Source organism: Stenotrophomonas lactitubi (assembly GCF_002803515.1).
GTDB classification, from domain to species: Bacteria; Pseudomonadota; Gammaproteobacteria; order Xanthomonadales; family Xanthomonadaceae; genus Stenotrophomonas; species Stenotrophomonas lactitubi.
In genome coordinates, this window is record NZ_PHQX01000001.1 from 1,958,350 (window position 1) to 1,983,607 (window position 25,258).

At 67.2% G+C, this 25,258-nt stretch carries 26 protein-coding genes; 11 read left to right on the forward strand and 15 right to left on the reverse strand.

Annotated elements, in window-relative coordinates; all coding sequences use genetic code 11:
- Positions 1–6 precede the first annotated feature (6 nt).
- Positions 7–273 carry a hypothetical protein gene (locus tag CR156_RS09240; protein WP_100552617.1) on the reverse strand — a complete coding sequence of 89 codons (267 nt, stop codon included), beginning with the start codon at positions 271–273 and terminating at the stop codon, positions 7–9.
- Between the two features lie 208 nt (positions 274–481).
- Between CR156_RS09240 and CR156_RS09245 the strand changes: the two genes are divergently transcribed.
- The 4 genes from CR156_RS09245 to blaL1 all read left to right on the forward strand — a co-directional run bounded on the left by CR156_RS09245 (position 482) and on the right by blaL1 (position 5,333).
- Positions 482–1,015 (forward strand): RNA polymerase sigma factor, encoded by a 534-nt coding sequence (locus tag CR156_RS09245; RefSeq protein WP_100552618.1) that lies wholly within the window; start codon positions 482–484, stop codon positions 1,013–1,015.
- Complete coding sequence (locus CR156_RS09250; RefSeq protein WP_100552619.1) at positions 1,012–1,872, forward strand: FecR family protein; 861 nt, start codon at positions 1,012–1,014, stop codon at positions 1,870–1,872. Before CR156_RS09245 ends, CR156_RS09250 begins: the two co-directional genes overlap by 4 nt.
- 70 nt (positions 1,873–1,942) lie before the next feature.
- Positions 1,943–4,369, forward strand: coding sequence for a TonB-dependent receptor domain-containing protein (locus CR156_RS09255; RefSeq protein ID WP_100552620.1), 2,427 nt, complete (start codon positions 1,943–1,945; stop codon positions 4,367–4,369).
- A 94-nt stretch (positions 4,370–4,463) separates the two neighbouring features.
- Positions 4,464–5,333 (forward strand): L1 family subclass B3 metallo-beta-lactamase, encoded by an 870-nt coding sequence (blaL1, locus tag CR156_RS09260; protein WP_100552621.1) that lies wholly within the window; start codon positions 4,464–4,466, stop codon positions 5,331–5,333.
- Between the two features lie 116 nt (positions 5,334–5,449).
- Here the strand turns inward: blaL1 and CR156_RS09265 are convergent, their stop codons facing one another.
- Positions 5,450–6,004, reverse strand: a complete 555-nt coding sequence (locus CR156_RS09265) for a DUF411 domain-containing protein (protein WP_100552622.1) — start codon at positions 6,002–6,004, stop codon at positions 5,450–5,452.
- 122 nt (positions 6,005–6,126) lie between these two features.
- Positions 6,127–6,480: a CopL family metal-binding regulatory protein gene (locus CR156_RS09270; protein ID WP_100552623.1), complete on the reverse strand. Its 354-nt coding sequence runs from the start codon at positions 6,478–6,480 to the stop codon at positions 6,127–6,129.
- Between the two features lie 80 nt (positions 6,481–6,560).
- Here CR156_RS09270 and CR156_RS09275 point away from each other — a divergent pair, with 80 nt between their 5' ends.
- Both CR156_RS09275 and CR156_RS09280 read left to right on the forward strand, forming a co-directional pair.
- Positions 6,561–6,995 carry a hypothetical protein gene (locus CR156_RS09275; RefSeq protein ID WP_100552624.1) on the forward strand — a complete coding sequence of 145 codons (435 nt, stop codon included), beginning with the start codon at positions 6,561–6,563 and terminating at the stop codon, positions 6,993–6,995.
- A gap of 143 nt (positions 6,996–7,138) precedes the next feature.
- Positions 7,139–8,143, forward strand: coding sequence for a DUF4034 domain-containing protein (locus CR156_RS09280; RefSeq protein ID WP_230109290.1), 1,005 nt, complete (start codon positions 7,139–7,141; stop codon positions 8,141–8,143).
- 54 nt (positions 8,144–8,197) lie between these two features.
- On the opposite strand, the gene CR156_RS09285 is transcribed toward CR156_RS09280, so the two are convergent.
- The gene (locus CR156_RS09285) at positions 8,198–10,483 is read right to left on the reverse strand and encodes an FdhF/YdeP family oxidoreductase (protein WP_100552626.1); all 2,286 of its coding nucleotides are present in this window, start codon (positions 10,481–10,483) and stop codon (positions 8,198–8,200) included.
- Positions 10,484–10,695: 212 nt separating this feature from the next.
- Here CR156_RS09285 and fdhD point away from each other — a divergent pair, with 212 nt between their 5' ends.
- The gene (fdhD, locus tag CR156_RS09290; RefSeq protein WP_100552627.1) at positions 10,696–11,553 is read left to right on the forward strand and encodes a formate dehydrogenase accessory sulfurtransferase FdhD; all 858 of its coding nucleotides are present in this window, start codon (positions 10,696–10,698) and stop codon (positions 11,551–11,553) included.
- Between the two features lie 10 nt (positions 11,554–11,563).
- Here the strand turns inward: fdhD and CR156_RS09295 are convergent, their stop codons facing one another.
- Positions 11,564–12,100 (reverse strand): carboxymuconolactone decarboxylase family protein, encoded by a 537-nt coding sequence (locus tag CR156_RS09295; protein ID WP_100552628.1) that lies wholly within the window; start codon positions 12,098–12,100, stop codon positions 11,564–11,566.
- A gap of 105 nt (positions 12,101–12,205) precedes the next feature.
- Between CR156_RS09295 and CR156_RS09300 the strand changes: the two genes are divergently transcribed.
- The gene (locus CR156_RS09300) at positions 12,206–13,087 is read left to right on the forward strand and encodes an AraC family transcriptional regulator (RefSeq protein ID WP_100552629.1); all 882 of its coding nucleotides are present in this window, start codon (positions 12,206–12,208) and stop codon (positions 13,085–13,087) included.
- Positions 13,088–13,094: 7 nt separating this feature from the next.
- Here the strand turns inward: CR156_RS09300 and CR156_RS09305 are convergent, their stop codons facing one another.
- From CR156_RS09305 to CR156_RS09340, 8 genes are all read right to left on the reverse strand, one after another.
- The gene (locus CR156_RS09305; RefSeq protein ID WP_100552630.1) at positions 13,095–13,655 is read right to left on the reverse strand and encodes a TetR/AcrR family transcriptional regulator; all 561 of its coding nucleotides are present in this window, start codon (positions 13,653–13,655) and stop codon (positions 13,095–13,097) included.
- A 5-nt stretch (positions 13,656–13,660) separates the two neighbouring features.
- Positions 13,661–15,193 carry an MFS transporter gene (locus CR156_RS09310; RefSeq protein WP_100552631.1) on the reverse strand — a complete coding sequence of 511 codons (1,533 nt, stop codon included), beginning with the start codon at positions 15,191–15,193 and terminating at the stop codon, positions 13,661–13,663.
- A gap of 123 nt (positions 15,194–15,316) precedes the next feature.
- Entirely contained in the window at positions 15,317–16,075 is a 759-nt protein-coding gene (locus tag CR156_RS09315; protein ID WP_243381764.1) for a hypothetical protein, read from the reverse strand.
- Positions 16,072–16,701 (reverse strand): DUF3299 domain-containing protein, encoded by a 630-nt coding sequence (locus CR156_RS09320; protein WP_100552632.1) that lies wholly within the window; start codon positions 16,699–16,701, stop codon positions 16,072–16,074. Before CR156_RS09320 ends, CR156_RS09315 begins: the two co-directional genes overlap by 4 nt.
- Positions 16,691–17,245 carry a DUF3299 domain-containing protein gene (locus CR156_RS09325; protein ID WP_100552633.1) on the reverse strand — a complete coding sequence of 185 codons (555 nt, stop codon included), beginning with the start codon at positions 17,243–17,245 and terminating at the stop codon, positions 16,691–16,693. The genes CR156_RS09320 and CR156_RS09325 overlap by 11 nt, the downstream gene beginning before the upstream one ends.
- On the reverse strand, positions 17,242–18,495 hold the full coding sequence (locus tag CR156_RS09330) for an ABC transporter permease (RefSeq protein ID WP_100552634.1): 1,254 nt from the start codon (positions 18,493–18,495) through the stop codon (positions 17,242–17,244). The genes CR156_RS09325 and CR156_RS09330 overlap by 4 nt, the downstream gene beginning before the upstream one ends.
- Positions 18,488–19,183 carry an ATP-binding cassette domain-containing protein gene (locus tag CR156_RS09335; RefSeq protein WP_100552635.1) on the reverse strand — a complete coding sequence of 232 codons (696 nt, stop codon included), beginning with the start codon at positions 19,181–19,183 and terminating at the stop codon, positions 18,488–18,490. Before CR156_RS09335 ends, CR156_RS09330 begins: the two co-directional genes overlap by 8 nt.
- Entirely contained in the window at positions 19,180–19,713 is a 534-nt protein-coding gene (locus tag CR156_RS09340; RefSeq protein ID WP_100552636.1) for a ZrgA family zinc uptake protein, read from the reverse strand. Before CR156_RS09340 ends, CR156_RS09335 begins: the two co-directional genes overlap by 4 nt.
- 32 nt (positions 19,714–19,745) lie before the next feature.
- Here CR156_RS09340 and CR156_RS09345 point away from each other — a divergent pair, with 32 nt between their 5' ends.
- Positions 19,746–20,222 carry a MerC domain-containing protein gene (locus CR156_RS09345; RefSeq protein ID WP_100552637.1) on the forward strand — a complete coding sequence of 159 codons (477 nt, stop codon included), beginning with the start codon at positions 19,746–19,748 and terminating at the stop codon, positions 20,220–20,222.
- A gap of 7 nt (positions 20,223–20,229) precedes the next feature.
- Here CR156_RS09345 and CR156_RS09350 read toward each other — a convergent pair whose 3' ends face one another.
- Entirely contained in the window at positions 20,230–22,419 is a 2,190-nt protein-coding gene (locus CR156_RS09350; RefSeq protein ID WP_100552638.1) for a TonB-dependent receptor, read from the reverse strand.
- A 123-nt stretch (positions 22,420–22,542) separates the two neighbouring features.
- Between CR156_RS09350 and CR156_RS09355 the strand changes: the two genes are divergently transcribed.
- Positions 22,543–23,382, forward strand: coding sequence for a helix-turn-helix transcriptional regulator (locus CR156_RS09355; protein ID WP_100552639.1), 840 nt, complete (start codon positions 22,543–22,545; stop codon positions 23,380–23,382).
- Between the two features lie 48 nt (positions 23,383–23,430).
- Here CR156_RS09355 and CR156_RS09360 read toward each other — a convergent pair whose 3' ends face one another.
- A complete protein-coding gene (locus tag CR156_RS09360) occupies positions 23,431–24,366 on the reverse strand; it encodes a LysR family transcriptional regulator (RefSeq protein WP_100552640.1) in 936 nt (311 codons plus the stop codon).
- A 106-nt stretch (positions 24,367–24,472) separates the two neighbouring features.
- Here CR156_RS09360 and CR156_RS09365 point away from each other — a divergent pair, with 106 nt between their 5' ends.
- The gene (locus tag CR156_RS09365; protein WP_100552641.1) at positions 24,473–25,216 is read left to right on the forward strand and encodes an SDR family oxidoreductase; all 744 of its coding nucleotides are present in this window, start codon (positions 24,473–24,475) and stop codon (positions 25,214–25,216) included.
- Positions 25,217–25,258 lie beyond the last annotated feature (42 nt).

The window sequence follows — 25,258 nt, forward strand, 5'->3', positions numbered from 1 at the left end:
CTCGCTTCAGCGGCCCAGCCGCCAGAAAATGACACCGGCCACCAGCGCCGGAACGGCAAACACCAGCAGCAGGATCGGCAGCTCCTCGCGCACCGCATAGCCCGCCCGGCTGACCCCCACCCACATGTTCGCCACCGACACCAGCAGCCAGGTGCCGATGAAGGCCAACAGCGCCGTGGGCAGCTGCGAGCTGCCGGTGCTCCAGAGCCTGCCGAACAGGGCGAAGACGCCCAGCAGCAGGAACCCGCCGACGATCACCAGAAGCACGTGCATGGTCACTCTCCCCGATGGCTGCCCTGCAGCCTATCTGCAGCCGAGTGTGCGCGGCAGAGGGTGATCGTGGATTCACTTTCCGGCGGCCACGAACAATCCCCCGTGGCACACCCGATAGCAAATGCGAACAGTTCCCATTACTATCGTGGCACCGCGCAGGGCTGGCCTTGCGTGGCCCCGCCCCTTCCCGCCTGCGCCGCTTTCCCGGATGTCCACCCCACCGCACTCCCCACCACCTGCGCTGCCGCTGGTGTCCTCGCTGGTGCGCCACTACGAGGATCTGGTGGATTACCTGCGCCGTCGCTTCGCCTCCCCCGGGCTGGCCCGCGAGGTGGTGCACGATGTCTGCATCCGCCTGCTGGAACGCCCCGCCCCGGCCGATGTGCGGCAACCGATGGCGCTTCTGCGGCGGATGGCGCATGACGCCGCGGTTGATCGTTGCCGTGCCGAAGACCTGCGCCGCCAGTGGGTGGAACCCCGTGCCGAACTGCCCGATGCCGCCTGCGAAGGCGCCGGCCCGGCCAGGCAGGCCGTTGCCACGCAGGAACTGGCTCGGCTGGTCGAGGTCATCCATGCGATGCCCTGTCGCCGCCGCCAGGTGTTCATCCTGCACAAGATCCATGACGTGCCGCAGGCGGCGGTTGCGCGGCGCATGGGCATCGGCCTGAAGGCCGTCGAGCGGCATCTGCGGTTGGCGATGCTCGATTGCCGGCATTCGCTGGATGTGCGGGCGCTGACGTGACAGCACCACGCCGCCCGCGCACGCCACGCCCGGACAAGACCGGCGCGCCTTCGCCTGATCGTGTGCTGGAACAACATCGGGACACTCTCAAGGCATTGTTTCCGGTGCCCGGTCCGGCACAACTGTACCGGCCTCATCGCAGCCGGCGGATCGGCGGCGCCGTGCTCGGGCTGCTGCTGGTGGCTGGACTGGGCGGGCTTTACGCCTTCGATCCCGGCTGGCAACAGGGCGATTACCAGACGGCCATCGGCGAGCGCCGCAGCGTGCTGCTGGGCGATGGCAGCCGTATCGAACTGGATGCAGACAGCCATCTGCAGGTGCGCAACCACCTGCGTTCGCGCCGCACGGTGCTGGTTTCCGGGCGCGCCCGCTTCGAGGTGGCGCCGTCGCACTGGCGTCGGTTCCAGGTCGATGCCGGACCGGTGCAGGTGCGCAACTACGGCACGGTATTCGATGTGGATCGACGCGGTGACCGCAGTGAAGTCCGCCTGTGGCGCGGCAAGGTCGGCGTGCGCGTGGCTGGCCGCGATGGCGAGCAGCGCCTGCACCCTGGCCAGCAACTGCTGGCAGGGACGGGCCCGGTCCAGCAACCGCAGCCGATCGCCGCCGGCAGCGGAGAATGGACCGAGGGCCGGCTGCAGTTCGCGCAGACCCCGCTGGGCGAAGTGGTACGCAGCCTGCAGCGCTATCACCGCGGCGCAATCGTACTGGACGAACCCGGTCTGGCCACGCTGCAGGTTTCGGGCGTGTTCGATGGTGACCATGCCGCCACCGCGCTGGCGCTGCTGCCGGAGATCCTGCCGGTCGCCGTCCACCCCCGCGACGATGGCAGCGTCCACATCTCCGCACGCCACTGAATTCCGCACCGAGGGTGGGTTGTGGCCCCGCTCATCCGGCTGCTGCTTGAACCCCTCTGAAGGACCCCGCATGACCCGCATTGCCCTGCCCACCGCCCTGCGCCGCCTGACGCCTGCCCTGCTGGCCGTCAGCCTGTGCGCCGCCCTTCCGGTGGCGGCGCAGTCCACCCCCGCGACGGTGGACGTCCATCTTCCGGCAGCCCCGCTGCAGCAGTCGCTCAATGCGATGGCCAGGCAGAGCGGCATCCAGCTGCTGTTCGCTGCGGACAGCGTTGCCGGCCGCCAGGCACCAGCGCTGGACGGCCGCTACGCCCCACGCGAGGCGCTGCAACGGCTGATTGCCGGCCAAGGCCTGGACGTCGAGGAACGCTCGCCGGGTGTGTTCGTGATCCGCAGTGCGGTCGCAACCGCGAAGCCGGCGGCAAAAGCGGACAGCCCGCGCACCGCAGCAGCGCCGGCAGCCGCGACCTCGCTCGGCAGAGTGACCGTGTCGGCGTCCACCGCGCGCATGCCGCAGGGCGAGACCGCCATGCCCAACACCATCACCGTGCTCACCCGTGAGGATATCCAGCAGCAGCTGGCACTGGGCTCGGATGTGTCGCGCGTGCTGTCCTCGCAGATCCCGGCATTCGCCCCGGCACGCGAGAAGATGTCCAACTATGGCGAAAGCATGCGCGGGCGCGGCATCCTCTACATGGTCGACGGCGTGCCACAGTCCACGCCGCTGCGCGACGGCTCGCGTGACTCGCACACCATCGATCCGGCGATGATCGAACGCATCGAAGTGATCCACGGCGCCAACGCGCTGCAGGGTATCGGCGGCACCGGTGGCATCGTCAACATCATCACCCGCAGCGCGCCGAGCGAGCCGGGTGCTTTCCTGCTGGACAGCAACCTCTCACTCACTGCCGCCTCGCCGGGCCGCCGCGATGATGATGGCCAGCGTGCTTCGGCACTGGTGGGTATCCGCGGCGAACAGTTCGACCTCGTTGCCGGCCTGGCCCATGAGCGGCAGGGCCTGTACTACGATGGCGACGGCCGTGCGATCGGCACCAATGCGCAGGGCGAACTGATGGATTCGACCTCGACCAACATCTTCGCCAAGCTTGGCTGGAACATCGCCGAAGGCCAGCGCCTGCAGTTGATGGCCAACCGCTACGAACTGCGCGGCCTGGACAACTACCTGCCCGTGGATGGCAACTTCCGTACCGGTCGCCCGGCCACGTCGGTGCCCGGCGATACGCCGCTCGATCCGCCAATGAACCGCTCACGCTCGCTGACCCTGGACTACAGCAATGCCGATCTGTTCGGCGGCCAGTTCCTGGCGCAGGCGTTCGCGGTTGATTTTGAAGGGCGTTACGGTGCCAGCCAGTGGGACCCGTGGGGCAACACGGGTGCCAACGCCGCCTGGGACCAGACCCAGAACGAGTCGGACAAGCGCGGCTTCAAGCTGACCCAGAGCTGGCGTCGCATCGGCGACACGTCGCTGGACGTCACCCTGGGCCTGGATGGCCTGCGCGACCGCACCCACCAGGTATTGTTGGCCAGCGGCCTGAACTGGGTACCGCTGACGACCTACCAGAGCCTTTCCCCGTTGTTGCAGTTGCAGTGGTGGCCCACCGACCACGTCATGCTGTCCGCTGGCCTGCGTTACGAAAAGGGCGAACTGGAAGTGGGCGACTACACCACCCTGCCCCGCTACGGCGCACGCAAGGTGGCCGGTGGCAAACCGACGATGAGCGAGACGCTGCCCAATTTCGGCGCGGTCTGGTACATCAACGATCGCCTCAACGCCTACGCATCGTATTCGGAAGGCTACACCGTGGCCGACGTCGGCCGCGTGCTGCGCGCGATCAACCGCGATGGCCAGCGCGTGGACAACCTGGTGGACCTGTCGCCGGTGGTGTCGGACAACCGCGAGATCGGGCTGGAATATGACGATGGTCGCTTCAGCGGCGACATCGCGTACTACACGTCCGAATCCAAGCTGGGTTCGGTACTGGTCTATGACGCCGGCATCGATGCCTACAACGTGCAGCGCCAGGCTACGCGGGTGGAAGGCTTCGAGACCAACCTGCGCCTGCGCCTGGGCGACAGCCGCCTCGGCCTGGGCTACGCCCGCGCCAATGGCCGCTACGACGCCAATCTGGATGGCCGACTGGAAAGCGACCTGGCGGGCGTCAACATCGCCCCGAACCGGCTGACCGCGTTCTGGGAACAGAGCTGGACCTCACAGCTCAGCACCCGCCTGCAGGCCAGCCATGCCTTCGATCGCGACTTCGACCTGCGCGGCGTGCCGGTGGCCAGTTTCAAGGGCTACACCACGTTCGATCTGGTCGCCCGCTATGCGCTGGACAACAGCAGTTTCACCCTGGGCGTGCAGAACCTCGCCAACAAGCAGTACATCACCTACTACTCGCAGACCACGCCATCCAATCCCAGCTATTTTGCCGGGCGCGGACGTGTGCTGACGCTGGGGTGGCAGTACCGCTACTGAGGCATGCCGCCCTTATGGGTGCCATGAAATCTATGCGTGACGCGACGAAGGAGGCCCATGCTAGTTTCTGGGCCTCCTTCATCGGTGTCCACCCATGCGCCTGCAGACCCTCGCCATCACGCTCGCTGCCCTGCTTCCCGCTGCGGCTTCTGCCGCCGAACCGCCGCTTCCACAGCTGCGTGCCTACACCGTGGATGCGTCCTGGCTGCAGCCGATGGTGCCGCTGCAGATTGCCGACCACACCTGGCAGGTCGGCACCGAAGACCTGACCGCGCTGCTGGTGCAGACGCCGCAGGGCGCGGTGCTGCTCGATGGCGGCATGCCGCAGATGGCCGACCACCTGCTGCGCAACATGAAAGCGCGCGGTGTTGCGCCGCAGGATCTGCGCCTGATCCTGCTCAGCCATGCCCATGCCGACCACGCCGGCCCGGTTGCTGCGCTCAAGCGCGGCACCGCTGCGCAGATCGTGGCCAATGCAGAATCGGCGGTGCTGCTGGCGCGCGGGGGCAGCAACGACCTGCACTTCGGCGACGGCATCACCTATCCGCCGGCAACCGCCGACCGCATCATCATGGATGGCGAAGTGGTCACGGTGGGCGGCATCGACTTCACCGCGCACTTCATGCCGGGCCATACGCCGGGCAGTACCGCCTGGACCTGGACCGACACCCGCGATGGCACGCCGGTGCGCATCGCCTACGCTGACAGCCTGAGCGCACCGGGTTACCAGTTGAGGGACAACCCTCGCTATCCGCGCCTGATCGAGGACTACAAGCGCAGCTTCGCGACGGTGCGGGCGCTGCCCTGCGACGAATTGCTGACCCCGCATCCTGGTGCCAGCAACTGGAACTACAGCGCTGGTGCCAAGGCCGGTGCCAAGGCCCTGACCTGCAAGGCCTATGCGGATGAGGCCGAGAAGAAGTTCGACGCGCAGCTGGCCAAGGAAGCGGCCGGGGCCCGCTGATCCTGTAGCCGAGCCGATGCTCGGCTTGCCGGCCGAAAGCAGCCGAGCGTGGGCTCGGCTCTACACAGGCCGCGTGGAAGGGTGCCGGTCAGACCGACCGGCACCGCCACTGACTGTCAGCCTCCCTGCCCGTGCTGTGCGAAGGGCTGGGTGCTGCCATCGGCCAGCACCAGCTCTACGGTATACGGCTGCACATAGCCATCAGGCATTTCCATGCCCGGAGATCCGGCCGGCATCCCCGGCAGCACCAGGCCACGCGCCGTCGGCCGTTCCTTCAGCAGGCGCTTGATGTCGCTGGCAGGAATATGGCCTTCCACCACATAGCCACCGATCTCGGCGGTATGGCAGGACGCCTTGCCGGCCGGTACGCCGAGGCGCTGCTTGACCGGATGCATGTCATCGGTGTCGCGTATCTCAACCGGGAAGCCTGCGGCTTTCAGGTGGTCGGCCCACACGCCACAGCAACCACAACTGGCCGTCTTGTGGACGATCGCCAGCGGCAGTTCCGGATCGATCGTCGCCTCAGCCATCACTGCGGCTGCCGAGGCGGTTGCGGCTGCGGCTGCGGTTGCCGTGGCGGACGAGGACACGGCTTCTTCAGAGGCGCGCGCGCAGGCGGTGCCAAGCAGAACGGTGGTAAGCAACAGGCTCAGGGAAAGCGTGCGGTTCATATGTCAGGTTGTCCTTTGCAATCGCAGGCGCGAGCGCCTGCCACCCACACGACGGATTCGCGTGGGTCAGGTAAATGAGGGGGGGTACTGCAGGACGGCAGGCACGCAATGCCTGCGCGCGATCAGGCGATCGGCGGACGGATCAGGTGCGGCAGCGCAGGCGCGGGATGACCGGGTCGCAGCGCCTCGCCGGGCACTGCACGTCGCGGCGATGCAGCAACGCTTGCCGCCGACGGCAGCATGGCCACACTGGCCGGCACGCATTCGCAACCCTCGCTGCTGCACGCGCCTGCGTCCCGTTCATCGCAGCAGGCGGGCGCGGCAGAGATTGCAGTGTTGGCGCTCTCGTGGGGCGCACCGCAATGACCATCGCTGGCCTGACCGTTGATGCCGCCCGAGGCAAGCGCCAGCGCCGGTGCATTCAGCACCAGGGTCAGGAGCAGCATCAGTCGCAGCAGCAGGCCGGATATATCCACGGGCTGATGATAGCCGACGCACGAGGCACCCGTCGCCGCTGCCTGGTGTCATCATGGATGACGTTCATTGGAGCATTTCCATGTCTGCCCGCTGCGCCCCTGCCGCCCTCCTGCTGTCTGCGTTGCTGAGCTTTCCGGTCATGGCAGGCGAACGCCAATGGACCGTGCTGTCCAGCGGCGATGCTGACTTCACCCATGAGCGCTGGCAGGTGAGCGCGACGCGGTTGCATACGCTGCCCGCCTTCGACCCGGCGCGCGCCGAGCCGCCGCTGTCGGTACATCAAGCGACGGCGGCAGCGCTGGCCCACGCACGCCAGCGTTATCTCAGCGATGACTTCGTGGTCTCCGAGGTCAGCCTGCAGCGCTTCACCGCCGGCGCGGCGCCGCCTGCCGAAGACGCAGCGCGCGGCTGGGTGTACCTGGTCAGCCTCGACTACAACGCCAAGGGCTGGACCCAGATGGTTCCTGTGTTGCTGGATGGTAGCATCGTGCTGAGCGACAACGAGAAACCTTAGGGGCGGTACCCGCCGGCCTGATCGGCTGGCTGACCCGTCCCGGACTTGCGCGGTGCACCGGTCTGTGGCGATATGGCGGTCGCGCCCGCGCCCCTAGGCTCGGGCCTCCTCCAGGACACGGAATTGTCTCGATGAATGGAATCATGCGATCGCTGCTGGCGCTCGTCCTGCTCTTCGCCGCCACGTCCATCCGTGCCGACGAACTGACTGATCGCCACGCTGTTACCCGGCAGGCCACCGAACTGTTCGAGAAGCAGGATTTCGCCACGCTGGAACGACTGGGCGAACGCTACCGCACGACGGATCAGCGCTTCGGCAGTGGCGTCTGGAAACTGTCCACCTACTACGCCGGTATCTCCAGAGCGTTCAGCATCACCAACCGCGACCCCGCCTATTGGGCTGGCCGCGAGAAGATCGTGCGCACCTGGATCGAACGGCATCCGAAGTCGCCAGCGGCGCACCTGGCCATGGCCAGGATGCTGTCCAGCCACGCATGGAGCATTCGCGGCAGCGGCTATGCCAACACGGTCAAGGACCAAGACTGGGGGCCCTTCAATACCTACCAGCAACAAGCCATCGACTACCTGCAGCAGCACAAGGCCGTCGTCTCGACGGATCCATACTGGTACGAGCTGATGGAACACCTCGCCATCGAGCGCAGCTGGCCACTGGAGCAGTTCATCGCACTGCACGACGAAGGGATCAAGCGATTCCCCGGTTATTACCCGCTGTACTTCGCGGCCGTCCGCTACTTCGCGCCAAAATGGGGTGGCGATGCACAGGGCCTGGAGATCTACGCACGGCGGGTCATGGCTTTGGCGCCGCCGCGCGATCAGTACATGCTGTATGCGCGCATCTACTGGGTAGCCTCGCAGGATGAGTATGGCAAACGCCTGTTCGTCGATTCGGCCGTCGACTGGCCGAGCATGAAACGCGGCTTCGAGGACATCCTGGCGCGCTACCCGGACGAATGGAACCAGCAGGCGTTCGCCTACTTCGCCTGCCAGGCCAATGATCGGGAAACGGCCCGCGGACTGGTGACAAAGATCCAGGAGCCCATCCTGGCGGTGTGGCGGGATACCGCCGACTACTACCGTTGTTCGTTTGCCCTGGACGAAGATACCAACCCACACCTGGGCGCCCGCTAGCGCCGAGTCTACTCGACGCCACCGGCCCCGCCGGCAAGCAGGCATGACTCTCCTCTACGCTGGCACCTCGACCTGCGCGCGCATCCGTACCGGAATGGACTTCGCCGCTGGCGTACCGCTGATCCGATCGTAGTAGTCCAGCGGCAGCAGCGGGTTCAGCTCCGGGTAGTAGCCCGCCAACGCACCGCGCGGCATCGGATAGTCAAGCACAGTCAGGCCTTCGATGCGCCGCGTCACGCCATCGTCGCTGATCGTTTCCAGGCTCACCAGGGCTTCCTTGCCGAGCCCGCGCGCCAGACGGTCTTCGATGTTCATGAACACCACCATGCGGTCGTTGTACACGCCCCGGTAGCGGTCGTTGTAGCTGTAGATGGTGGTGTTGTACTGGTCGTGCGAACGCACCGTGGCCAGCCGCAGCATCTCCGGATCATCGACCACCGTGTTCACTTCCAGGCCGGGCATGACCAGGATGTTGGCCTTGCCGTTCGGCGTCGGCCACACGCGCCGGCGCGGTGGAATATCCAGGTGGAAGCCGTGCAGTGCCTGGATGCGTTCGTTGAAGCCTGTGTAGATGTCCGGGTAGACGGCGGCGATCAGGTCGCGGATCGGGCCGTAATCGTGCATGTACGCGGCCCAGTCCACCTTGCTGTCCGGCAACGCCGCCATCGCCATGCGGCAGACGATCTCCACTTCCGGCAGCACGTGCTCGCTGGCCGGCTCCAGCACGCCGCGCGACGCGGTCACGTTGGACATCGCATCTTCGATGGTGACGAACTGTTCCCCCAGTGGTGTGCGGATCCACTCCGAACGCGCCACCACCGGCAGGATCAGCGCGTCGCGGCCATGCACAAGATGGCCTCGATTAAGCTTGGTGGCGATGCCCACGGTCAGTTCCAGTCTGCGCATGGCTTCGTAGGCGCGTTCGGTATCGGGCACGGCATGGATGAAGTTGCCGCCCATGCCGATGAACACCTTGGCGCTGCCATCCAGCATCGCCGCGATCGACTCGACCACGTGGTGGCCGTGTTCGCGTGGCGGATCAAAACCGAACACCTGCTGCACCCGATCCAGGTAGCGCGCCGTGGGCTTTTCATCGATGCCGACCGTGCGGTCGCCCTGCACGTTGGAATGCCCGCGGATCGGGCCGATGCCCGCGCCCGGCTTGCCGAAGTTGCCGCGCAGCAACAGCAGGTTGGCCACCTGCTGCAGCAGCCGCGAACCCTGCTGGTGCTGGGTCAGGCCCATTCCATAGCAGATGACCGTCGCACGCGAACGGATATAGATCTCCGCGCAGCGCCGTATCTGCTCCTGCGCGATGCCCGACACCCGCACGATCTCATCCCAGTCCTGCGCCAGCACATCCTGGCGCAATGCCTCCAGGCCAACGGTGTGCTCGGCCAGGAAGGCATGATCCAGCACCTGCTCGCCCTCGGCTTCGCGCTCGAACATCACCTTCATCATGCCCTTGATCAGCGCCAGGTCGCCGCCGATACGGACATGCACGAACTCGCTGGTGATCTCGGTGGACCCGAACGTGGCCATCTGCACCACGTCCTGCGGTTCGGTGAAGCGGATCAGGGCGCGCTCCGGCATCGGGTTGACCGCCACGATCGGCACGCCGCGTTTGCGCGCTTCCACCAGATTGCTCATCATCCGCGGCGAGTTGGTGCCGGTGTTCTGGCCCATCACGAAGATCGCCTCGGCGTGTTCGAAGTCGTCCAGCACGATGGTGCCCTTGCCCACGCCGATCACCGGCGGCAGGCCCCGGCTGGTCGGCTCGTGGCACATGTTCGAACAGTCCGGGAAGTTGTTGGTGCCGAACTCGCGCACGAAGATCGAATACAGGAACGCCGCCTCGTTGGGCGTGCGGCCGGAGGTGTAGAACTCGGCCTGGTCGGGGTGGTCCAACGCCTGCAGATGGCGGCCGATCAGCGCGAACGCCTCGTCCCATTCGCAGGGAACATAGTGATCGGTGGCGGCGTCGTAGCGCATCGGCTCGGTCAGTCGGCCCTGCAGCTCCAACCAGTAATCGGTCTGCGCCATCAGCTCGGTGACGGTGTGCTGGGCGAACAGCTCGCGGGTCACCCGGTGCTGGGTCGCTTCCCAGGCCAGGGCCTTGGCGCCGTTCTCGCAGAATTCCAGCTTCTTGCGGTGGTCGGCATCGGGGAACGCGCAGCTGGGGCACTTGAAGCCACCCGGCTGGTTCATCGCCAGCAGTGCCTTCGATCCCTTGCCGATCACGCTCTGCTGCAGCAGCACCTTGGCGGTCGCACCGGCGGCCCCCCAGCCGCCTGCCGGTTGGTTGTAGGGCTTGTAACGCGGCGGCTTCTGTTCGGACATGGTCGGGAACCTGCGTTGGTGGAGTGCCTGCCTGCAGTGCCGGGCCCGCGCCCGGCTGCCGTGGCCAGTCAAGCACGCCGGCAACCGCGGCGCCATAGCCCGGCTGTGGTAACGCAGGCTGCCATGGCAACGGTTACCGCCGCGTCTTCACTGGATGGCTGCGCTATTCTGCGGGCGTAGCCTGCCCTTCTGCTTTGCCCAGGATGTGCCGCATGCCAGGATCGACGCCGCCCTCCCCTCCGCCCGCCGGCACGGCACTGCGCACGCTGCAACGCTGGCGCAGCACAGGGCAGGAGCAACAGGTGGACGTGATCGCCGAAGAAGTGCCGGTGGTGATGCGCTACAACGGTGCCGCCTTCGCGGTGATGATGGCCACGCCGTGCGACCTGGAGGATTTCGCCCTGGGTTTCTCGCTCAGCGAAGGATTGATCGAGCGCCCCGATCAGCTGCTGTCCGCCGAGGTGCAGCCACAACTGGAAGGCATCGAGCTGAAGATGACCGTGTCCGCCAACGCCCCTGGCGCAGGGCTGGACCCCGACAATGGCCGCCTGCTGCCTGGTCGTGGCGGTTGCGGACTGTGTGGTGCGCGTCAGCTGGAAGACGTGCTGCGTCCGCTGCCGCCGGTAAATGACCGCCGCACCTATCAGACGGCTGCCCTGCAGCGGGCACTGGCCGGGTTGGCCCCGCACCAGCCGATGAATGCTGCCAGTGGTTCGACCCATGCAGCGGCGTGGGCCGATGCCAGCGGCCGCATCGGCTGGGTGCGCGAAGACGTGGGCCGCCACAACGCGCTGGACAAGCTGATCGGTGCGCTGCACCACAACGAACACAGCATCGATGGCGGCCTGCTGGTGGTGTCCAGCCGTGCCAGCTACGAAATGGTCAGCAAGGCAGCACGCGCCGGTGCCAGCGTACTGGCCGCCGTCTCGGCACCCACCGCGCTTGCCATCGATCTGGCCCGCAGCGCCGGGCTGTGCCTGGTGGGTTTTGCCCGCGAAGGGGGCTTCAACGTGTATACCCACCCGGAGCGGCTGCAGGGGGATGGCCTGCACGGCCACCCACCTGCTTGACGGCGCGGCCTCAGCGCAGCGCCACCTTCGGGAAGTCCACCGGCACGTCAAAGGCCACGTTGACGTAGTTGGTGAACAGATTGAGCGCTACGTGGGCCAGGATCTCCACAATCTGCTCGTCATCGAAACCAGCCGCGCGCAGCGCCTGCACGTCAGCGTCGGCAATCTGCGCACGCTGCTCGACCACCTTCAGCGCGAAGTCCAAGGCGGCGGCGGTGGCCGGATCGCTGGACTGGCCGATCTGTGCAGCGGCCATCTGTTCGCCACTGGCGCCGGCCTTGCGCCCCAGCGCCGTGTGCGCGGCCAGGCAGTATTCGCAGGCATTGCGGTTGGCGATGGCCACCGCGATCTGCTCACCCAGCAGCGGCGACAGACGGCCGCCACCCAGCGCGCCGAATGAGCCCCACATGCTCTGCAGCGCGGCAGGCGAGTTGGCCACGGCACGGAACATCGCCGGCGTGGCGCCGAAGGCGGCGTGGACCTGGCCCAGCAGGGCCTGGCGCTCGGGCGTGGTCGAGGTCGGATCGATCAGGGGAATGCGGGACATGGGGTACTCCTTGCGATAGCGCCCGGGATTGGACGATGGGCTCATCGTAGGTAGACTCGCCGGACGAATTGAGCATTTATCTCCAGATATGTTGTCCATTCATCCATGATCGCCACACTGCCCCCAATCCCACCGTCCGACGATGTGCCTGACCGGCTGTCGACCCTGCTCGAACGGTTCCGGGTACAGGCAGCGCTGTTCCATTCCGGCCCGTTGTGCGGACGGCACGTGTTCGAACCGCAGCCGGGGCGCGCCTTCCTGCACATCCTGCGCAAGGGGGAAATGGAGGTGCATCACCCCGACGCGGACTGCATCACGCGCCAGCTGAAGGTCACCGCCCCCAGCCTGCTGCTGTACCCGCGGCCACTGCGGCATGTGTTCCTCAACGCGCCGCTGGACGGCCCTGATTTCACCTGCGCCACGCTGGATTTCGACGGCGGTGCACGCAATCCGGTCGTCCAGTCGCTGCCGCCGGTGATGGTGGTGCCGCTGTCAGCCATCGGTGAACTGGACGGCACCCTGCACCTGCTGTTCACGGAAGCCGACCGCCAGCGCTGCGGCTCGCGCCTGCTGACCAACCGGCTGTTCGAGGTTGCCCTGATCCAGGTACTGCGCTGGGTGATCGATCATCCCGATGCTGCGGGGGTAAGCCACGGGTTGATGCGCGGGCTGTCCGATGCGCGCCTGGCACGCACGCTGGTAGCCCTGCACCAGTCGCCGCAGCAGGCCTGGACCCTGCCGAAGATGGCGTCCATCGCCGGGCTGTCGCGCAGCGCGTTCGCAGCGGTGTTCAAGGACGTGATGCAGACCACGCCGGCCAGCTACCTGCTGGATTGGCGTTTGAGCCTGGCCTGCACGCAGCTGCGCGCGGGGGCAGCGGCAAAGCAGGTGGCGACCGACGTCGGCTTTGCCGATACCGCTTCATTGTCCAAGGCGTTCCGCAAGCGCCTGGGGCTCTCGCCCCGCGCGTGGCTGGCGACGCTGTAGCCCGCGGCTAGTCCTTCGGGGACTGCTCGGGAGACAGCAGCCCGCCGATCCGCTCGGTCAACTGTGCGCGCACCTTCTCGTCCAGCTGGCCTTCGTACATGGCCTCGTAGATCCACAGGCCGTCGGCGGCCAACCGCGCCACGAAATTGTCCAGCGCCGCAGGGTCGTCGCTGCCGGCGGCCGGTGGCGAAGGTGCCCAGCGCTGCACTACCGGTGCCCACGGCCGGTCGCTGGGGAACTCGGGGTCCACCGAGTCCAGCATGAACATCAGCTCGGCGCGGGTGGCGCTCTGTGCCGAAACGCGCACGAAGGTCTGGTAGCGCTCCAGCGCAGTGGCCTCGCCAGCCGACTTGCCCAGCAGCGCCTCCATCGATGCTTCCCAGCTCTGCACCAGGTGCTCGTCGATGCCGCGCAGCAACGCTTCGCGCGACGGGAAGTGGTACAGCAGGCCGCCACGGGTCAACTGCGCCTCGGCCGCCACCGATTCAAAGGTGACCGCACGCACGCCGTCGCGGTTGATCACGCTGACGGCGGCGTCGAGGATGCGCTCGCGCTTGCTGGTTCTCATTGCCGCTATTTTACGCGATCGGAAGCGCCGTCGCGGCCGCCAGCACGTCCACGCAGCAGGCGCGCGATGATCACCGCGCCGGCCGCCAGCACCGCGCTGATCACCAGCAGCACGATCTGGTAACCGCGATCGTAGGCCGCGGCTGCCAGGGCGAACCACTCACCCTGCCCCGCCTCACGCGCCACGTGCAATGCCTGGGTGAACCCCTCGCGCGCGGCGGCCGGAATGTCCGCCGACTCCGGCAGGAACGCGCCGTACATCGCAGCGCTCAGGCTGCCCAGCAGCGCGACCGCCAGCAGGCCACCGAACTCGTAAGACACCTCCTCCACCGACGAGGCCATGCCCGCACGATGCGGCGGCACGTTGTTGAGGATGGCGGTGGACGCCACCGAGATCGCAGCACCCATGCCGAAGCCGGTGATCGCCATGCCGGCTACCACCCAGCCCAGGCCGTGCGGGAAGCCCAGCGCCACCACGCCCACACCTGCCGCGCCAGCCGCCAGGCCGCCACAGATCAACGGACGCAGGCCGACACGATGCAGCACGCTGCCGCCCAGCAACGCGCTGGGCAGGCTGCCCAGCGCCACCACCGATACCAGCAGGCCCGCCTGCAATGGGCTGAGGCCGGCCACCAGCTGGAAACGCTGGGTGGTGAGCAGCTGCAGCCCGGCCATCGCAAACAGGGTGAACACTGCCGACAGCGTGCCTGCAAGGAACGCCGGGTTACGGAAGATGGCGAAATCCAGCAGCGGATAGGGCAACTGCTGCTGACGGCGGCTGAAGGCGAAGCCGGCGATGACCGCCAGCAGCAGCGAGACCGCGCCGACACCGTACGAGGGCGGCGTAGCGATCAGCGACTTGATCGCCAGCACCAGCCCGGACAGCGCGGCCAGTGCCAGCAACGAGGACAGCAGGTCCCACGGCCGCGTGCTGTCGCGCTGCCCTTCCGGCGCCAGCACCAGGGTCGCGATGAAGGCGACCACCACCACCGGCACGTTGATCAGGAATACCGAGCCCCACCAGAAGTGCTGCAGCAGCCAGCCACCGATGATCGGCCCCAGTGCCGCACCGACGATGGCCACCGAACCCCAGATCGCGATGGCGATGTTGCGCTCGCGCTCTTCATGGAAGCTGAGCCCGATCAATGCCAACGTGGCCGGCATCATCGCCGCCGCACCCACGGCGAGGAAGGCACGCGCTGCAATCAGCTGCGCGGCGGTCGCAGAGAACGCGGCCGCCAACGAGGCGACGCCGAACACCACCAGGCCGATCAGGAACATCCGCCGGTGGCCGATGCGGTCACCCAGGGTGCCAGCGCCCAGCAGCAGGCCGGCCATCACCAGCGGATAGGCGTTGATGATCCACAACGCCTGCCCGGCACTGGCCGAGAGCTCCTCGGTCAGGGTCGGCAGCGCCGTGTACAACACCGAATTGTCCAACGTGACCAGCAGCAGGCCGGCGGCGACGGTGAACAGCAGCGACCAGCGTCGGGCGCGCGACAGGGACGGAGCACCGTCCAAGGGCTGGGAGAGAGCCATGGGAACCTGGAGGGGAAGGAGTACGCCCATAACTATACAGGACGTCCTGTATAGTTATGAATGTCCCAGCGAACGCCATTCAGCTTCCGGGAGGCGCCCTGCCCGCTGCGCCACGGCCCTGGCTTACCTGCACTCCGCAGGCAATGCAGCGACCGCCTGCACTACCGGCTCCTGCATGGCCTGGCCTACTTCGGCATCCAGCTCGCCACGCAGATGGCCGTGCTGCCGCTGCATCGCCTCTTCGCACAGCGCACGCACCCGCGCACGGGCGTTGCTGCGCAGCGTGCTGCAGCGCCAATCCCCCCCTCCCAGCGGCAGCACCGAATAGACCACGCTGTTGCAGGCGTTGCCGGCGCGTTCTGGCAGCGGGCGCCCGCCGAAGTCACGCGGCGCACTGCTGCGCTGCGGGTCGAAGTAGCTGTCCGGGAAGGTGCGTGCGTACTGTTCGATATCCACCTCGATGCTGCCGCCATCGCCTGCCGGCAGGCGCAGTGGCTGGCCGCAGCCGGTAGCGTCGGCGCGGTGCTGGATGTACTGGTAGATCGGTCGGTCCAGGCTCGCATCCTGCGTGGTCACGGCGCTCACCGCCGCCAGCACCGGCAGCGACGCACGGTTGGCCATGCGTGCCAGCACTCCCGCCTGCGCCGGTTCGCAACGGTCGCGCAGCGTCGCCACCAGCAGGAACAGCAGGTCATCACGAAAGGCCTTGTCTGCAGCCATGTGATGTTCGATGCGTGCCTGCGCTTCCGCCGCCGGTGCGGGAAATGCCACTGCCGGTGGCGAGGGCGCGTGCGTTGCGTTCCACAGCAGCGCCACGCCGGTCCCTGCCAGCAGCAGCACCACGATCAGCAGCGTGACGGTGCGTGCGCGGAGCCTCGTCATCGGGTGATCGCGGAAAGCGTCGCCGCGGCTGCGTCATAGGACGCGCTGGCGATGTCCGCCTCGAAGTGCTTCACCTGCAGGCGCCCTGACAGCCGGTAGGGATCCCACAACGCGCCCATCGTGATTGGAGTGGCCAGGGTCACATGGATGATCTGGTTCGGCGGTGGCGGCGGTACGTGGATGCACGCGCCATAGAACGGCACGAACAGCAGTTCGTCCACCTGTCCCGCGTCGTTCATCGCCAGCGGCACCACATAGCCATCCAGGTCCAGCGCCCGTCCATCCACGCCATCGACCACCGCCGACGAGCCGAACTGCCGCGCGCGCACAGGGCTGGAATGATCGATGGCCTGCCCGGGCAGCGAGCCCGACCCGGTGTCGTCGATCAATCCGCCTATCCCATCCATGCCGTTGCCACGCGACAGCCCGATCTGCGGCGGAGGACGCTGGAAGCTGTCCTCCCCGGGCATCAGCGCGTCCCAGCGGTCGATCACTGCAGACGGCGCCGCTGGCGAAGCGGCAGCGCTGCTGGCCTGTGGCTGCGGAGCCTCCACGGCGGGCCGGCCACAGCTGGTCAGCAGTACACCGGGAAGCAGAACGGCAAGCACCTTCGCGCTACGGTTCATAAGGCCTCAATTCGGCGTCGGCCATGCTGTATGCCGAGCCTGCAAGATCATCGTCCACCCGCTCGGCGCGCAACACGCCGGCCAGGAAGAACGGCGAGTACATGTCGGGCATGGCGATCGGCCGCGGCAGTACCACGTGCACGATCTGGTTCGGTGGCGGCGGTGGCACGTGGATGCACGCGCCGTAGTACGGCACGAACAGGAATTCGAGCAGTCGACCATCCGCCGCATTGGCCAAAGGCACGACATAGCCCGGCAACCGCACCGCGCGATCCAGTACCGCGTCCACGGTACGGAACGTACCGAACTGGGCCATGCGCCGGTTGCCGCTGTGCTGCACCTCCGGCCCCTCGCCGCGCTCCAGTGCGGCCAGTTCATCGCCCGGCAGCATCTGCAACCAGTCCAGTTCCTGCTCGCTTTCGGTGCCAGCATTGCTCTGCACCGGCGACGGAGGCAGTGCCTGCACACCGGTATCGGTCGGCCGCGTGCAGGCGACCAGCAGCATTGCCGCAGCCAGCAGCAATCCGCGGACGCCCGGGCTCATGACGCAGGCGCCAGGCCATCGGCCAGGGTGCGCCGGTAGGCCAGCAGCGCAGGCAGCAGGCCTGCGACCGCGCTGATCAGCAGCACGCCCCCCACCCAGGCCAGTTCGCGCGCGTCCGGCCAGACGTGGGTAATCGACAGACCGAAATTGGCCAGCGCCCAGCTGCGCCCCACCACGCTGGCGCAGGTCAGCACGGCCAGCGCCAGCGCGCAGGCCATCGCAGCGGTGGCCACGGCTTCAACGACCAGCAGGCAGGCCACATAGGCTGGACGCGCACCGGTAGCGCGCAGCACCGCCATCTCACGGCGGCGCTCCTGCAGCGTCGATACCAGCAGCGCCATCAGCGAAACCATGCCCAGCAGCACCACCATCGCACTGATCAACTGCAACGCGCGCTCGGCCGTCCCCAGCGACTGCCACAGCTGCTGCAGGGTCACGCCGGGCAGGATGGCCTGCAACGCTTCGTCTGGATACTCGTTGATGCTGCGCTGCACGCCGAACGTGGCGATGCGCGAGTTCAGGCCCAGCATGAAGGCGGTGATGCTGGTCGGGGTCAGGTCGAGCTGGCGCGCCTGTTCGGCGCTGACATGCTGGCTGCGAAGGTGCACGCCGGAGCGCCAGTCGACATGGATCGCCTCGATCGCCGGCAGTGACACCAGCACGGAAGAATCCACCGGCGTGCCGGTCCGCTGCAGGATGCCGACCACACGGAACGGCTTGTCGGCATGCGTGGCCAGGGTTACCGCACCGGTGCCATGGGCCAGCACGATGTCAGCGCCCACGCCGATGTGCGCCGCCTGCGCGACTTCAGCGCCGACCACCGCGTCATACAGGTCGTCGAACGGCTTGCCCTGCGCGAATGCCAGCGGATGACCTGCGCCATACCGGTAATGTTCGAAGTAGTCGGCAGTGGTGCCGATCACCCGATAGCCACGCCAGGAATCGCCCAATGACAGCGGCACTGCCCATTTCACCTGCGGCAGCGTGGACAGTTCCTGGTAGGACTGCCAGGACACGTTGTTGGTCGGGTCTCCGATATGAAACACCGAATACAGCAGCAGGTTCACCGGCCCCGAGCGCGCGCCGACGATCAGGTCCGTGCCCGAGACGGTGCTGGCGAAGCCCTCGTGGGCCTGCGTGCGGATGCGTTCCACCCCCAGCAGCAGGACCACGCTCAGAGTGATGACCAGCACGGTCAGGCTCACGCTCAGGGCGCGGCTGCGCAGGCTGGCCCAGGCCAACTCAAGCATGTGCGCCCCCTGCCCGGTTCAGATCACCCAGCGACAGCACCTGGTCAAACAACGGCTGCAGGCGGTCATCGTGGCTGACCACCAGCGCGGTGGTACCGGCGGCGCGGCACTGCGCGGACATCAGCTGCAGGAAGGCCGTGGCCGCGTCGGGGTCCAGCGCCGAAGTCGGTTCGTCGGCCAGCAGTACCGCCGGGCGGCCGATCAAGGCACGGGCAGCGGCAACGCGCTGCTGCTGGCCAACGCTGAGCGTGCCCGCAGCACGCGCCATCAGTGCCGGGTCCAGCTGCAGCGCGCGCAGCAGGCGCGCGATCTCGGCATCCAGCCCACCGTCGATGCGCGCATTGCGCAACGGCGAGAAGCGCACGCCAAGGGCGATGTTGTTGCGTACGCTCAGGAACGGCAGCAGGTTGAACTGCTGGAAGATCACGCCCAGCTGGTCGGCGCGGAAACGATCGCGCGCGGCGGCGCCGAGCGTGTTCACTGCGTGGCCGGCGACACGGATACTGCCGCGGCCCGGCAGCAGGATGCCTGCCAGCAGGCCCAGCAGCGTGCTCTTGCCCGAGCCGCTGGTGCCGCGCAGCAGCACGCTGCTGCCCGCGCTCACCTGCAGCTGTGCGATGTCCAGCACTGCCCGGTCTGCGTAGCCGAACTGCACGCCCTGCAGGTCGATGATGGCGGCCTCGTTCATGGCGCCAGCGGCACCCGCAGGCTGTCGGCGGTCACCACGCTGCGGCCTTGCCCGGTCGACGTCGCGGTATTGACGATCACCTCATGCAGACCTGGAAACAGCGTCGGCAGCGGCAATGCCAGCCCGCGCAATGCCGCCGGGTTGGCGCAGTGGTAGCGCAGTGCTGCTGTGAATCCGGCGTGCGTGTGCTGGCCAGGCTGCGTTGCCACTGCTACTGGCGCAAACCCCTCCGCAGTCGCCTCGGCATGGTCCAACCGGCACTGCGCAGCGCTCGGCAACGTGACCCAGCTGCCGCTCTGCAGGATCGATCGCGCCCGCGCCAATGCGGCCTGTTCGCGGCTGTCGGCAGGTGGTCGTTCGAAATCGAGGATGCCGATGCCCGGCGCACGCAGTGCCAGCTCCAGCGTTCCCTGGTCCACGGCCAGATCGACATCGGCCTGGCCATGGACATGCGCATCGTGATGGCGCACGTCGTGGGCGTTCGCAGAATGAGCAGCAAGCAGCAGTAGAAGGGCGGCAGAACGTTTCATGGGGGAGCTCCGTATTGTTACTATGTAACATTATGGACCATATCCCGACCTCGCCCGCAAGGGCCCGCACCCAGCCGCCAGCTTCGGCACGCTGGCATCCCCGCTTCGATCTGGCAGGCGCCTGGCTGTCGCTGGCCTGTGCCGCACACTGCGTGGCCCTGCCCTTGCTGCTGGCCTTCACGCCCGCGGCGATGATGGCGCTGCGCTCGTTCCAGCACCCTGGCCACGCGGCGATGACCGCGCTGCTGGTGATGTCGCGCTGGGAATGGCTGTTCGCGCTGCTGGCCTCGACGATCGCCCTGCTCAGCACCGCCGCCGGGCAGCGCCGCCATCAGCGCGCACTGCCGCTGTGCGTGGCCCTTGCAGGCGCGATCCTGCTGCTGTCGGCCTGGCTGTACCTGCCATTGAAGGAATCGCTGCTCTGGCATGGCGCTGCCACCGCCTGCGGAGGGGTGATGCTGGCCGTCGCACATCTGCGCAACCGGCGGGCCCTGCGGTCCGCCGGCTGATGACCCTTCAGAACCGGTAGCCGACCTCGGCACCGACAATGCGCGGGCTGTCCACCGGCCCGTAGTAGTTGCCATCGCGGCCGAAGGCCAGGTTGTCGAAGATCAGGCCGTTGATGCGGCGCTTGTCGGTCAGGTTCTGCACGAACACGCGCGTGCTCCACGGGCCCCGCTCGTAACCCAGCTGCACGCCCAGTACGGCCACGGCCGGCTGGAACGCGCGGTTGCGCTCGTCCAGCGCGCTGGAACCGGTGAACTGCGATTCCACCCGGGCATAGATGCCGGAATCGAACTGATACCGCGCGGCCAGGTAGCCGGTGTAGTGCGGCGTCAGCTTGACCCGCTTGCCGTGCAGGTTCTCCTGCGGGCTGACCCACAGCTTGGTGTACGTCGCATCGACATAGCCGACATTGGCCATCACCGTGAACCCCGGCGCGACTTCAAACACCCCTTCCAGCTCTGCACCGCGCGAACGTATCGAGGCATCCGAGCCCACGTAGTCGGAGGAGATCGGCCGGCCGTTGGCATCGGTGGCCACCTGGATTTCCTGCCAGTTGTCCGAGCTGATATGGAACAGGGCGCCGCCGATATGGCCACGGCCGCCCGCCAGGTTCATCTTGAAGCCTACTTCATGGCTCCACATGCGTTCGGATTCGTAGCGCAGCACCTTGTCGTTGATCACATCGCTCTGCGCGGCGGCCAGGTTGAAGCCACCGGGGATATAGCCCTTGGCCGAGGCCGCATAGAACGACAGATCATCGCTGGCGTCATAGCGCAACGAGACGCGCGGCAACGTGGCCGAGAACGTATGCGCCAGGGCTGCGTCGCGGTAGCGCACCAGGCCGCCCGCACCCAGGTCGAGGAATCCGGCGCGCTGTTCGGTGGAACGGCGGGCCTGCTCGTGGCGGATGCCGAGGCTGGCGGTCAGCTTCGGCAATGCAGGCAGCGTGTAGCTGGCGGTCGCGAAAACACTGTAGTCCTCACCCTTGGAGGTCTGCCGCGGCGCCAGGTTGTAACTGTCCAGCCCGCGCAGCGCCGGGCCGACGAAGGTGCCCTGGATCGAATCCTTGTCGATGCGATAGGTCGATACACCGGCCATCCAGGTCAGCGCCTGGTCGCTGGGCGAGCTGAAGCGCGCCTCGGCATTCCATGCATCCTTCTTGTCGTAGATGTAGCCGGCCAGCGCGGAGCTGGCGGTCATGTCGAAGTCATAGCCAGCCGAGGTGGTTTCCTCGCTGCGGTACGAGGCGGCGACATCCAGGGTGCCGGACTGCAGTTGCCACTGCGCGCTGAGGCCGGCAACGGTCTCGTCCTTTTCGGTGCGCTTGGGCGCATCGTTGATGTAGGTGAAATCACCTGCATGGCGGCCACCATTGAGGCGGTCGCCATAGGTGCGGTTGTACAGGCCGGTATCCAGCGGCAGGTACTCGTACTCGAACATGCCTGGTGCGCGCGTGCGCAGGTGATAGGCCAAGGCGTTGACGGTCACGTAATCGCTGGGCCGCCAGCGCAGCTTGCCCTGCAGATAGCCCTCTTTCACTTCGCCGCGCGCGCCGTACGGGGTCAGGTTCTTCAGGTGGGCATCCTCATCGGACCCCATGAACGCCACCGAGCCCGACAGCGTGCCGTCCTTGCTCAGCGGGCCTGCCAGGAAGCCATCCACGGCCGTACCGTTACCGTTGCCGAACCAGGTGCTGCGTACGTTCACCTCACCCTCGCGGGTATCGGCCGGGCCGCGCGTGCGCACCAGCACCAGCCCCGATTCGCTGTTGGCGCCGTACAGGGTGCCCTGCGGCCCCCGCAGCACCTCGACCGATTCCACCTGGTTGAGTACCGCGTTGCTCAGCTCGCGGAACGGAATGCCATCGATGTAGACCGACGCGCGGTTGACCAGGAAAGGATTGGATTCGATGCCGCGGATGGAAATGAACATGTTGCTCAGCTGGCCCATCACGTTGAACTTCACGTTGGGGGCCAGCTTGTCCAGGTCACGGAACTCGGTGACACCGGCTTCTTTCAGCGCCTGCCGATCAAGCACGGTCACCGACAGGTCACTCTTCAGGTAGGGCGTGTCGCGCTTGGAGCCGGTGACCACCACGCCATCGAGGGTGGTGGCATCGGCGGACTGCGCGTGGGCGGGAAGAACAGGAACGAGCAACGACGCTGCGACGAGGGCAACGGAGGAAACGGGGGCTTTCAAGGGAAACCTCATGAGGAACGGAAACGCGCCTGGCGGGCCGGCTGGCGCAAACTGTTATCCTGTAACATTCGACGTTCGCCGCCACTCCATTGCAGTCAGCGCTGCTCCATTCCTGGACCCGCCATGCCCGCCCTCGCCGACCAGTTGCACCGGGAAGCCACCCAGCCCATGGAGGGAACCGTGACCAGCGAGGATGGCTCGGTCGTTCTGCTGCGCCATGGCTTCCAGGCCAGCGAAGGCGCCATGGGGCACCCGCACCAGGTGCGGCTGGGCCTGCTGCTGGCCGGCGGCGGCAACCTGTACCAACGCACCACTGGCGGGGTCCTGCAGGCGCCGTGGCATCCAGGCCAGTTCAACGTGGTACTGCCCGGCGATCATGGACACTACGCCAGCCCTGCGGTGGAGCTGCTGGGAATGGCCATCGATACCGCGCAGTGGCGCGATGCGCCTGGCGGCTTCCCGGACGTCCCCTCCCTTTCCCTGCGACTGCATCGCGACCCGGTCATCGCCTCCGTACTGCACGCGCTATGGTCCAGCGCACAGGTTGACGCCTGCGTGCCCGGCTTCCTGCAGTACGGTGCAGAAGTGGTGGTGCGGCGATTGGCCCAGCTTGCCGGCCAACCGCCCGCCCGGCCACGCATGGCTGCACCGCTGTCATCGCGGCAGCTGCGCCAGCTGCAGGGCTTCATTGAAGAACACCGTTCGCAGCCGCTGGATGTCGCAGCACTGGCCGGCGTACTCGGCATGGAACCGACCACCTTCAGCCGCGCGCTGCGCGCCGCCACCGGCATGCCACCGTATGCCTACCTGACCCAGCGCCGCATGCAGTGGGCGCAGCAGGCGCTGCAGGGCGGCCTCAGCGTGACCGAGGTGGCCATGGCCTGCGGCTACGCCAATCCCAGCAAGTTCAGCGCTGCCTTCCGCCGCGTTGTCGGTACCCTGCCGTCAGCGTGGCTACCGTAGATCCACGCCATGCGTGGATGAGCCACCACGCGGCGCCAACTCGAACGGTCACGCCAGTAGATCCACGCCATGCGTGGATGGGCCGCCGTGCGCGCGCTCCGGCTCGAACACACCCGCCACCCAATCGATGAATACCCGCAACCGTGGCGATGGCGTGCGGTTGCGCGGATAGACCAGGCTGACCGGGCTCGGCGTGGGTGGCATATCCGGCAACAGCTCCAGCAACTGCCCACGCGCAATGTACGGGTCCATCCGGTAGCGCGGTGCCTGGATGATGCCCAGCCCGGCCAGCGCGGCACCGAGGAAGGCGTCGGCGCCGGACACCCGCACGCGCGCCGGCAACGGCATATGGCGCACCTGGCCGCCCTGCTGGAACTCCAGCGGAATCAGCTGGCCGGTGGCGCTGGAACGGTAGCCGACCATCTGGTGCCCCGCCGCCAGCGACGCGATGCTATCCGGCTGTCCGTGCACCTGCACGTAGGCAGGCGACGCCACCGTGACCTCGCGCAGCAGCGCCAGGCGCCGCGCGGCCAGATCGCTGTCGGCCAGCGTGCCCACGCGGATGGCCGCATCCACGCCCTCACGCAGCAGGTCGACATAGCGGTCGCCCTCGCTGACTTCCAGTTCGATGTCCGGGTAACGCTGCAGGAAATCCGGCAGCTGCGGAAACAGCAGGTGACGGCCCAGCGTACCGTGCACTTCAATGCGCAGCGGCCCGCGCGGTGGCACGTCACGGAACGCGGCTTCGGCATCGTCCATGTCCGCGATCAGGCGCAGACAGCGGCCGTAGAAGGCCTCGCCTTCCAGCGTCGGCACCACCACGCGCGTGGTCCGGTGCAGCAGGCGCACGCCCAGGCGCTGTTCCAATGCCTTGATCGCATCGGTCACCGTGGCCCGCGGCAGCCCCAGGTCTTCGGCGGCCCGGCTGAAGCTGCGGCGCTCGACGATCCGGACGAAGGCACGCAGGGCGGTGAATCGATCCATTGTTCGGCCGGCCGGATGATGTTTCCGGATTATCCATGATTATCCGCGACGGCGGAGAGACGAAGATGGCCCTGCGCCATCCCGGCGTGACCTTCTGGAATGTGCCATGACCTCCCCCGCTTCCCGTTCTGTCGCTCTGGTCACCGGCGGCTCCCGTGGCATCGGCGCTGCGATCTCGCGCCGCCTGGCCGCCGACGGCCACACCGTGGTGATCAACTATGCCGGCCGCCGCGAAGAGGCTGAGGCACTGGCTGCCGAACTGACCGCTCATGGCGGCCACGCCATGGCCCTGCAGGCCGATGTCGCCGACCCGCAGGCTGTGCATGCCCTGTTCGACGCGATCGAGGCGCGCTTCGGTGGCATCGACGTGGTGGTCAACAGTGCCGGCGTGCTGCAGTTGGCCACACTGGCCGACAGCGATGATGCCCTGTTCGACCGCGTGATCGGCATCAACCTCAAGGGCGCGTTCAATGTGCTGCGCGAGGCCGCGCGACGCGTGCGCGATGGTGGCCGCATCGTCACCCTGAGCACCAGCGTGGTGGGCATCAAGCTGGAAAACTACAGCGTGTATGCCGCCAGCAAGGCCGCCGTGGAGACGATGGGGGCGATCCTCAGCAAGGAGCTGCGTGGGCGTGGCATCACCGTGAACGCGGTGGCACCCGGGCCGACCGCCACCGATCTGTTCCTGGACGGGAAGTCGCCGGAGCTGATCGAGCGGCTGGCGAAGATGAATCCTTTGGAGCGGCTGGGTACGCCGGAAGACATCGCCGGTGCGGTGGCGTTCCTGGCCGGTGCCGATGGTGGCTGGATCAACGGCCAGGTGCTGCGCGCCAATGGTGGGATGGTGTAGATCGCATGCCAACCAAGGTTGGCATCTACCAGCGGTGTGCGC